General features: G+C 71.5%; 8 protein-coding genes. 1 reads left to right on the forward strand and 7 read right to left on the reverse strand.

What is annotated here, in order from left to right; genetic code table 11:
- From ACTHMS_RS21255 to ACTHMS_RS21280, 6 genes are all read right to left on the reverse strand, one after another.
- Window positions 1-375, reverse strand: a 375-nt coding sequence (locus tag ACTHMS_RS21255; RefSeq protein WP_440308654.1) for a GMC family oxidoreductase N-terminal domain-containing protein, incomplete at its 3' end; no start/stop codon positions are given.
- 25 nt (window positions 376-400) lie between these two features.
- Entirely contained in the window at window positions 401-1,909 is a 1,509-nt protein-coding gene (locus ACTHMS_RS21260) for an aldehyde dehydrogenase family protein (RefSeq protein ID WP_440308655.1), read from the reverse strand.
- A gap of 166 nt (window positions 1,910-2,075) precedes the next feature.
- On the reverse strand, window positions 2,076-3,233 hold the full coding sequence (locus tag ACTHMS_RS21265) for an acyl-CoA dehydrogenase family protein (RefSeq protein ID WP_440308656.1): 1,158 nt from the start codon (window positions 3,231-3,233) through the stop codon (window positions 2,076-2,078).
- A gap of 77 nt (window positions 3,234-3,310) precedes the next feature.
- On the reverse strand, window positions 3,311-4,222 hold the full coding sequence (locus ACTHMS_RS21270) for an alpha/beta fold hydrolase (RefSeq protein WP_440308657.1): 912 nt from the start codon (window positions 4,220-4,222) through the stop codon (window positions 3,311-3,313).
- Between the two features lie 76 nt (window positions 4,223-4,298).
- Entirely contained in the window at window positions 4,299-5,756 is a 1,458-nt protein-coding gene (gene gltX / locus ACTHMS_RS21275) for a glutamate--tRNA ligase (RefSeq protein ID WP_440308658.1), read from the reverse strand.
- On the reverse strand, window positions 5,753-6,553 hold the full coding sequence (locus ACTHMS_RS21280; protein WP_440308659.1) for a fumarylacetoacetate hydrolase family protein: 801 nt from the start codon (window positions 6,551-6,553) through the stop codon (window positions 5,753-5,755). The genes gltX and ACTHMS_RS21280 overlap by 4 nt, the downstream gene beginning before the upstream one ends.
- Before the next feature lie 68 nt (window positions 6,554-6,621).
- Between ACTHMS_RS21280 and ACTHMS_RS21285 the strand changes: the two genes are divergently transcribed.
- Entirely contained in the window at window positions 6,622-7,122 is a 501-nt protein-coding gene (locus ACTHMS_RS21285; RefSeq protein WP_440308660.1) for a hypothetical protein, read from the forward strand.
- Between the two features lie 76 nt (window positions 7,123-7,198).
- Here the strand turns inward: ACTHMS_RS21285 and ACTHMS_RS21290 are convergent.
- Window positions 7,199-9,282 (reverse strand): fibronectin type III domain-containing protein (locus tag ACTHMS_RS21290; RefSeq protein WP_440308661.1); only part of this gene is annotated, 2,084 nt, incomplete at its 5' end.

The raw sequence follows: 9,282 nt of genomic DNA on the forward strand, positions 1-9,282 counted from the left end.
GGGCAGCACGTCGGCGTAACTCCAGCCGTCGTTGCCTTCTGCGGCCCAGTCGTCGAAGTTCTTCCGGTTGCCGCGGACGAACACCATGCCGTTGATCGAGCTCGACCCGCCGACGACCTTGCCGTGCGTCTGCGGGATCTTGCGGCCGAGCGCGTGCTTCTGCTCGACGGTGTAGTGGTCCCAGCTGACCGTCTTCTTCAGCTGCGGCACGGCGTGCATCGGGCCGATCATGCCGGGCTTGCGCACCAGGATGGTGTTGTCGCGGCGGCCGGCCTCGATGAGGATGACGCTCGCGCCCGAGTCGGCGAGGCGGCGGGCGACGATCGCGCCGGCGCTGCCGGAGCCCACGACGATGTAGTCGGCGGAACGGGTCATGACTGTCCTCTACAGAAGTTGAGCGTCAGCGGAAGCGGCGGCCGTAGCGGAGCTTGACGACCTTGCGGACGATGTCGAACTGCTCGTCGGTGCGGGGGAACTCCTGCATCTCCTGGCCCATCCCGAACCGCTTGAAGGTGGTGGCCTTCGCCCGGGTGAACTCGCGCAGGCCGTCGTCGCCGTGGAAGCGGCCGAAGCCGCTGTCACCGACACCGCCGAACGGCACCGACGGCAGGCCGACGAAGGTGAGCACCGAGTTGATGGTGGTGCCGCCGGCGCGCAGCCGCGCGGCGATCTCGCGGCCGTGCTCGCGCGAGAACACCGACGAGCCGAGGCCGAAGACGGTGCCGTTCGCCTTCGCGATGGCGTCGTCCACGTCGCGGGCGGAGTTGATGACGACCACCGGGCCGAACGTCTCCTCGCGCACGGCCGCGCTGTCCTCGGGCACGTCGACCAGCACGATCGGCTCGACGTACGGCGGCCTGATCGAATCGAGGCCGCCGACGAGCGCCGTCGCCCCGCGCTCGAGGGCGTCGGTGACGTGCCGGCGGATGATGTCGATCTGGTTGGGCACGATCATCGGGCCGTAGTCGCTGAGCGGGTCGGTGCCGACGGTGACCTGCTCGGCGCGCTGCTTCACCTTGGCCAGGAACTCGGACTTCACCGCGTCCACGACGTAGACACGCTCGACACCGACGCAGGCCTGCCCGGCGTTCCAGAGCGAGCCCCAGACCACCGATCGGGCGGCCTCGTCGAGGTCGGCGTCCTCGGCGACGATGGTGGCGTCCTTGCCGCCGAGCTCGAGCAGCACCGGCGTGAGGTTCTCGGCGCAGGTGGCCATGATGCGGCGTCCCGTCGGTACCGAGCCGGTGAACGCGAGCTTGTCGACGCCCGAGCGGCACAGCGCCGCGCCGGTGTCACCGAAGCCGGTCACCCAGCCCGCGAGACCGGCCGGCGTGTCAGGGTTGGCCTTCGCGAACGACTCGACGCACCAGACGCCGGTCGCCGCCGCGAGCTCGGACGGCTTCACGACCACGCCGTTGCCGGCACTCAGGGCGTAGGCCATGCCGCAGAGCACGGTGTACACCGGCGCGTTCCACGGGGTGATGACGCCGGCGACGCCGAGCGGCTCGTACGCCACGCGCGCGTCGAAGTTCAGCATGGCCAGCCCCGGCGCGACCCGCTTCTCGCCGAGCACCCGCTTGGCGTGCGCGGCCGACCAGCGGATGTCCTCGAGGCCGGCGAGCAGCTCGAACTGGATGTCGCCCTTCGGCTTGCCGCCCTCCCGGTGGCCGAGCTCGTAGAGCTCGTCGCAGTGGCGGGCGAGCCACCGCACCCAGCGCTGCATCCGCTTGCGCCGCCCGGCGAAGCCGAGCCCGGCCCACCACTGCTGGGCGGCCCGCGCCCGCGCAACCGCCGCGACCACGTCGTCGGCGGTGTGCACCGGGAAGGTCCCGACCACCTCGCCGGTGGCGGGATTTCGCACCGCGAGGGTGTCGGCTGCGCCGGTCACCGAGTGCAGCTGTGCAGTCACCTGTCGCGTCCCCGTCCTGTCGGCTGCGTCGACCAGAATGAGAACACGTTACAGTTTTGCGCGCCAGTGGCATAGAGGGCCGAGGACGACGATGCCCCGCCGTGACCCGTCCGCGCAGCAGCAGGACGGGGCACAGCGGGGCAAACCGGCGGAGCCGGAGCGGACGTCAGAGGAAGCGGGAGATGATCTCCTTCATGATCTCGTTCGTGCCGCCGTAGATCTTCTGGATGCGCGCATCGGTGTACAGCCGCGAGATCGGGTACTCCTCCATGTAGCCGTAGCCACCGAAGAACTGCAGGCACTCGTCGGCGACGTCGCACTGCATCTGGGTCGTCCACCACTTCGCCATGGACGCGGTCGCCACGTCGAGCTGGCCGGCGAGGTGCTGCTGGATGCAGTCGTCGATGAACACCCGCGCGATCTTCGCCGTCGTGGCGACCTCGGCGAGCTTGAACCGGGTGTTCTGGAACGAGAAGACGGTCTTGCCGAAGGCGTTGCGGTCCTTCGTGTACTTCAGCGTCTGCGCCAGCGTCTCCTCGATCGCGGCGACGGCCCCGACGGCGAGGACGAGCCGCTCCTGCGGCAGCTGCGACATGAGCTGGATGAAGCCCTGCCCCTCCTCGTCGCCGAGCAGGCAGTCGACCGGCACCTTGACGCCGTCGAAGAACAGCTCGGCGGTGTCCTGCCCGTGCTGGCCGATCTTCTTGAGCAGCCGCCCGCGCGAGAAGCCCTCGAGCCCGTCGGTCTCGACAGCGATGAGCGAGATGCCCTTCGCGCCGTTCTCCGGGTCGGTCTTGGCCGCGACGATGATGAAGTTCGCCAGGCCGCCGTTCGAGATGAACGTCTTGGCGCCGTCGATGACGTACTGACCGCCCGACTTCAGCGCCTTCGTCTTGATGCCCTGCAGGTCGGAGCCCGTGCCCGGCTCGGTCATCGCGATCGCGCCGACGAGCTCACCGGACGCGAGCCGCGGCAGCCAGCGCTGCTTCTGCTCCTCGGTGCCGTAGGCGAGCACGTAGTGGGCGACGATCGTCGAGTGCACGGCCGTGCCGAGGCTGCCGACCATCGCGCGGATCTGCTCCTCGGCCATGACCGCCTCGTGCGCGAACGTGCCGCCGCCGCCGCCGTACTCGGTCGGGATCGACGGGCAGAGCAGGCCGAGTTCGCCGGCCTTGTTCCAGATCTCGCGGTCGACGTGCTGCTGCTGCCCCCAGCGCTCCTCGTGCGGCGCGCACTCCTTGGTCAGGAACGATCGGGCGAGGTCGCGGAACGCCTCGATGTCGTCGTCACTCCAGGCCGGGCGGGCAGGGCGGGTTGCGGTCACGGGGTGCCTCCTTCGATGCAGGAGGTCAGCCTACAGGTGGTTCCGTACAGCCCTGTATGTATGTGACCGCTCGCGCGTCACGCCTCGGCGGCCAGCGCGGCGTCGGCGACCGCGCTGAGGGATTCGTCGATCTCGGCGAGCGAGGCCCCGGACGCTGCAGCGAAGAACGGCAGCACGTAGCCGAGCACCTGCTCCGGCGCGTCCAGCTGGGGGCAGTGGCCGCAGTTGCGCAGCACGACGATGTGCTCGCCGCCGCGCGGGGCGTGCCGGGCCGGGACGAGCGGGTCGAACCGACCCCACATCTGCATCACCGGCATGGGCAGCTCGGTCAGCACCTGGTGCAGGCGCACGCGCAGCAGGTCGCGCATGAGGGCCCGAGCCAGCGGGTGCAGGTCGAACAGCCGGCCGCGGTCGGGGTAGCTGGCGCAGTAGCTGAGCACGGTGGCCGGGTCGATCGAGCGCGAGTGCGGGACGGCGGCGTGGGTGTAGGTCCAGGCGAAGGCGGCCAGCAGCGGGGCCAGCGGCACCGGCTTGGTGACCGTGCGCAGCCAGAGCTCGGCCGGTCGCGAGGACGCCAGCCGCCATGCCTTCGGCACGCCGCTCACCCCGGGCATGCCGATGAGCACCACGGCGTCGACCCGGTCCGGGTTCTGGTGGGCGTACAGCGCCGCGACGGCGCCGCCCATCGAGTTGCCCATCAGGCTGATCGGCCCGTCGATGCCCTCGTGCGCCAGCACCTCGTCCACCACGTCGACGTAGGTGTCGAGCAGCGGATGCCTCCACGAGCGTTGCGACAGCCCGTGCGACGGCAGGTCGATGGCGATGACGCGGTGGTGCACGGCGAGCGCCGGCACGACACGGCGCCAGGTGGCCAGATTGTCCGAGAAGCCGTGGATCAGCACGAGGGTCTGCTCGCCCGAGCCGGTGACCTGGTAGTGGACACCGTCGACCGTCTCGTCGCGCAGTGCGTCGTCCGTCACAGCCCTCATATCGGCTGTCTACCCCGGAACCTGCGACGTCGCACGTCGGCAACGCCCGGATGTCCGAACTGTTACAGGCGCTGAATCAACCCGTGACGGCCGCGCGCAGCCTGCCGAGCGAGCGCTCGCGTCCCAGGATCTCCATCGACTCGAACAGCGGCGGCGACACCGTGCGGCCCGTGACGGCCACCCGCACCGGCCCGTAGGCGTTGCGCGGCTTGAGGCCGAGGCCGGTGACGAGCGCCTGTTCGAGGGCGGACGAGATGGCGTCGGTCGTCCAGTCGGTGAGCGCCTCGAGGGCCGGGACGGCGACGGCCAGCACCGCCTGCCCCGACTCCCCCAGCTGCTTCGCGGCGGCCGCCTCGTCGACGGTGAAGTCGGCCTCGTCGACCAGCAGGAACCGCACCATGTCGGCGCCCTGGACGAGCGTCGCGACCCGCTCCTGCACCAGCGGCGCGGCGGCGGTGATGACGGCGTCGTCCTTCGGCAGGCCGACGCGCGCGGCGTGCGCGATGAGCCGGGACGCGAAGTCCTCGGGCGCGAGCGCGCGGATGTACTGGCCGTTGAGCCAGTCGAGCTTGGCGAGGTCGAAGACCGGGCCGACGGTGTTGACGCGGCTCCAGTCGAACGTGGCGCTGAAATCGGCGAAGGAGAAGATCTCGCCGCCGTCGGTGTCCTCGGTCCCAGGCTGCCCGTAGCCGAGCAGCGCGAGGAAGTTCAGCAGCGCCTCGGGCAGGTAGCCCTGCTCGACGAACCAGGTGAGCCGTGCGGCGGGGTTCTTCCGCTTCGAGATCTTCGACTTGTCGGTGTTGCGCAGCAGCGGCATGTGCGCGAAGCCGGGCGTCTCGAAGCCGAGCCAGCGGTACAGCAGCAGATGCTTCGGCGTCGACGAGATCCACTCCTCACCGCGCACCACGTGGGTGATGCCCATGAGGTGGTCGTCGACGACGACGGCGAGGTGGTAGGTCGGGAAGCCGTCGGCCTTGAGGATCACCTGGTCGTCGGGCCGCGGCGCCGACACCTCGCCGCGGATGAGGTCGACGAACGTCGTCGGCACGTCGTCGTCCGGGATGAGCATGCGCACGACGGGCGTCTCGATGGTGCCGCCGAGGGCCGCTCGTTCCTCGTAGGTCTTGCCGAGGCAGAGCCGGTCGTAGCCGGTGGGCAGCTTGTTCGCGCGCTGCTGCTCGCGCATCTCGGCCAGCCGCTCGGTGCTGCACCAGCAGAAGTACGCGTGCCCGGCGGCGATGAGCTGGTCGACGAAGGGGCGGTACGTGTCGAGCCGCTCCGACTGCCGGTACGGCGCATACGGGCCGCCGACGTCGGGGCCCTCGTCCCAGGTCAGGCCCAGCCAGCGCAGGGTGTCGTAGATCTGCTGCTCGCTGTCGGCCTGGAAGCGGGCGCGGTCGGTGTCCTCGATGCGCAGCACGAACTGCCCGCCGTGCCGCCGCACGAAGCCGAGGTTGAACAGCGACATGTACGCCGTGCCGACGTGCGGGTCGCCGGTCGGCGACGGCGCGACACGCAGGCGGGGTGCGGTCATGACGCCACCACCGGGTTGCTCAGCACGCCGATGCCCTCGATCTCGACCTCGACGGTGTCGCCGGCGACGATCGGGCCGACGCCCGCCGGCGTGCCGGTCAGGATGACGTCACCCGGCAGCAGGGTCATGACGCCCGACATGAACGCGATCTGGTGGGCGATGTCGTGCACCATCTGCGAGGTGCGGCCGTCCTGCTTCACCTGGCCGTTGACCCGGGTGACCAGCCGCAGGTCGGACGCGTCGAGGCCGGTGACGATCCACGGCCCGATCGGGCAGAACGAGTCGTAGCCCTTCGCCCGGGTGAACTGCCCGTCGCTGCGCTGCTGGTCGCGGGCGGTCACGTCGTTCGCGGCGCAGTAGCCGAGTACGTAGGACAGCGCGTCGTCGACCGAGACGTTGCGGGCCGGGCGCTTGATGACGGCGGCGAGCTCGCCCTCGTAGTGCACCTCGCTGCTCGACGGCGGCAGCCGGATCGCGTCGCGGTCGCCGATCACGGACGTCGACGGCTTGAGGAAGATCAGCGGCGTCTCGGGCGCGTCGCCGCCCATCTCCTTCGCGTGGTCGCTGTAGTTCTTGCCGATCGCGACGACCTTGCTCGGCAGGATCGGCGACAGCAGCCGCACGTCCTCGAGCGCCCACCGGTCGCCGGTGAACGCGATCGGGCCGAACGGGTGGCCGTCGATGGCGGCGACGGTCAGCGCCGAGCGGTCGGCGCCGGACGGCCCCTCCACCGTGCCCCAGGCGACACCGGCCGGTGTCTCGCCGGAACCGGTATGGACGAAGCGGGCGATGCGCACGGTGATCGAGCCTACCGAGCGCCGGGCGTACGCTGCGGCTCGCCCGTGCGGGGCCGCATAATCGAGGGGTGAGCTCGCAGCTGTCCGGCATCCCGGTCCCGAAGCGCCGTCAACTCGCCGCCACGATCGGCCTGTTCGCGATGCTCTTCCTGGCCGTCGGCGCCGTCTCGCTGACCCGCTCGGGCGGCGGCGCCGGGTACACCGTCTTCCAGGTCGCCGCGTTCGTCATCGCCGTGCTGCTGGCGATGGTGTCGTGGGGCGTCGTCACCTCGGTGAAGAACGACCTGGCCGAGCAGAAGCTGGACGCCGCGATCGCCGAGGTCGTCGGCAGCCGCCCCGACTCGCTGTGCAGTTGCGGGCACGAGCACGACCCGACCGAGCTGCACGTGGTGGACGCCGAGCCCGGGGCCGCCGCCGACGCCTGCGCGCACGACGGTGGCGGCGCGGCGTGCGCCCACGACTGCCAGACCTGCGTCCTCGCCGCCCTGCGCCCGTCGGCGGCCGCGAGCACGGCGACGGCCGAGCGCCCCTCCCCGCGTCCGCGCCCCCGGCCGACGCCCACCCGCTGACCGCGGAACCCCCTGCTCTGGCCCAGATTCCGGCTCGGAAATGGGCCGGAGCGGGGGGGTTTCGCGTCGTCCGGGGTCAGTTGATCTGCAGGTCCGTGCCGTAGGACATCGACGACTGGGCGGTGCGCGGGTCGGCGTTGATGGCGCTGAACAGCCACTGCCAGGCGTTCACGTTGGACGCGGACGAGCAGCCGCCGGCCTGGTCGCAGGCCGTCCACTCGGTGAGCGGCCCGGCGAAGGCGATGCGCTGCGCCGCGGCCGAGATGACGTGCCACTGCTTCGGCATGGCGGTGTTGTAGATCTGCGGCAGGCCGAGGATGCGGGTGGGCGCCGCGCCGCCGGACAGCCAGTTGAGGTCGGTGGTGTGCCAGCCGTTGTTGCAGACCGTGCCGGACGACGTCGGGCAGCCGTCGGCCGAGCCGTTGAATACGAACTGCGCGGTGGTCGCGCCGAGGTAGCCGGTCAGCCACGCCCTGCTGGCGCTGACCGTCGCCGAGAAGCCGGGCTCGATGTCGTCCGCGCCCGCCACGGTGATGTTCGTGTACTTGGCGGCGTACGCGCGCACCGGGTCGACGACCTGGTCGGCCCAGATGGCGCCCTGCGCGCTGCTCACCATGCCGTCGTTGTTCGTGCCGATCGCCAGCAGCATCGGCGCGCTGACCTTCTGGGTGCTCGCGTAACCGTCGACGTACGCCTCCAGCGCCGACACCAGTGACGCGTACGAGATCCACTTCGTGGTCGCCGAGAGGATCACGCCGCCGTTGGCCTGGGCGCCGATGTCCTGCAGCACCAGGTACCGGTGGCCGGACGGGTTGTAGCCGGCGTCGGTGGCACCCATCGCCCGCAGCGCCGGCACGTCGTGCGACGCGACGCCGGTGAGGGCGCGCAGGTAGTGGCTGGTCGACACCGGCGCCGGGGTGGTCTGCGGCGGGATGCAGGTGGCCGTCGTGACGTTCGTCGTCGCGCTCGCTCCGGTGCCGACGACGTTGGTCGCGGCGAGGGTCACGGCGTAGGTCGTCGAGCACGCCAACGAGCCGATCGTGGTGCTGCGCGTCGTCGCGGCGAGGCTCACCGGGCTGCGTCCGGGGCTGGTGAGCACGTACCCGGTCACCGGCACGCCACCCGTGCTCGACGGCGCCTGCCAGGTGAGCGTGACGCTGGTCGCGGTCGCCTTCGCCGTCAGCGCCTGGGGCGCTGCCGCGAGCGCGGCCGCGGTGGTGCCCTGCACAGTGGTCGCGGGTCCGGCACCGATGCTGTTGACCGCGGCGACGCTGATGGTGTGCGCGGTGTTCGGCAGCAGGTTCACGACCGTGAACGCCGTGGGGGTCACCGGGACGGTCTGCGGCGCGGTGTCGTCGATGCTCACCCGGTAGCCGGTGACCGGCGCGCCGCCGTCGAAGTCGGGTGCCGCCCAGCCGGCCGTGATGGTGCCGGTGCCGGTGTTCGTCACCTGCAGCTGCTGTGGCGCGTCCGGCACGGTGACGTAGGGCGCGAGCGAGCGGCAGCCGAGCAGCGTGTCGACGCCCGGGCCGACGTTGACGACGGTGACGCACACCCGGTGGGCGAAGCGGTCGGTCGGCACGGTGAAGCTGTAGGCGTGGGCGCTACCGTTCGCCGACCACCATGCCGGCAGCCCGGTGGCCGGTGCCGCCGCGGTCTGCGGCGTGACCGGCATGCCGTCCAGGGTCGGCCGCAGCTGCACCGGCGCCGTCACGTTCGGGTCGAGGGCCCAGCCGCTGACGACGATGCCGGCGGCGGTGTGGGCGGCGGTGAGGCGCCCGACCGGGTCGTTGCGTCCGCTCACCGTCACGCAGCGCAGGGTGGTGTCGCGGCCGGCCCGCACGTTGCGGGCCACGGTGCAGACGGTGTGCTGCCCGTCCGGCACGTTCACCGAGGTGGCGTAGCCGTGGTGGCCGCCGTACGCGCGGTACGGGCCGGTGAGCCAGCCGAGCCAGTTTCCCGCCGTGACCGCGCCGGCCACGCGTCCGTCGACCGTCACCGCGACCCGGATCGGTGCCGTCGTGTCGGGGTCGATCGCGTACCCGTGCAGCTGCAGCGACCCGAGCCGCCAGCTCACCGGGGCGAGCGTGCCCCACGGGCTGCCGGTGGCTGCCGAGGCGGCCGGGGCCACCACGGTGAGCGCCGCGGCGGCGACGAGCC

The organism is Jatrophihabitans sp. (assembly GCF_051960575.1).
GTDB lineage: Bacteria > Actinomycetota > Actinomycetes > Mycobacteriales > Jatrophihabitantaceae > JBQCEE01.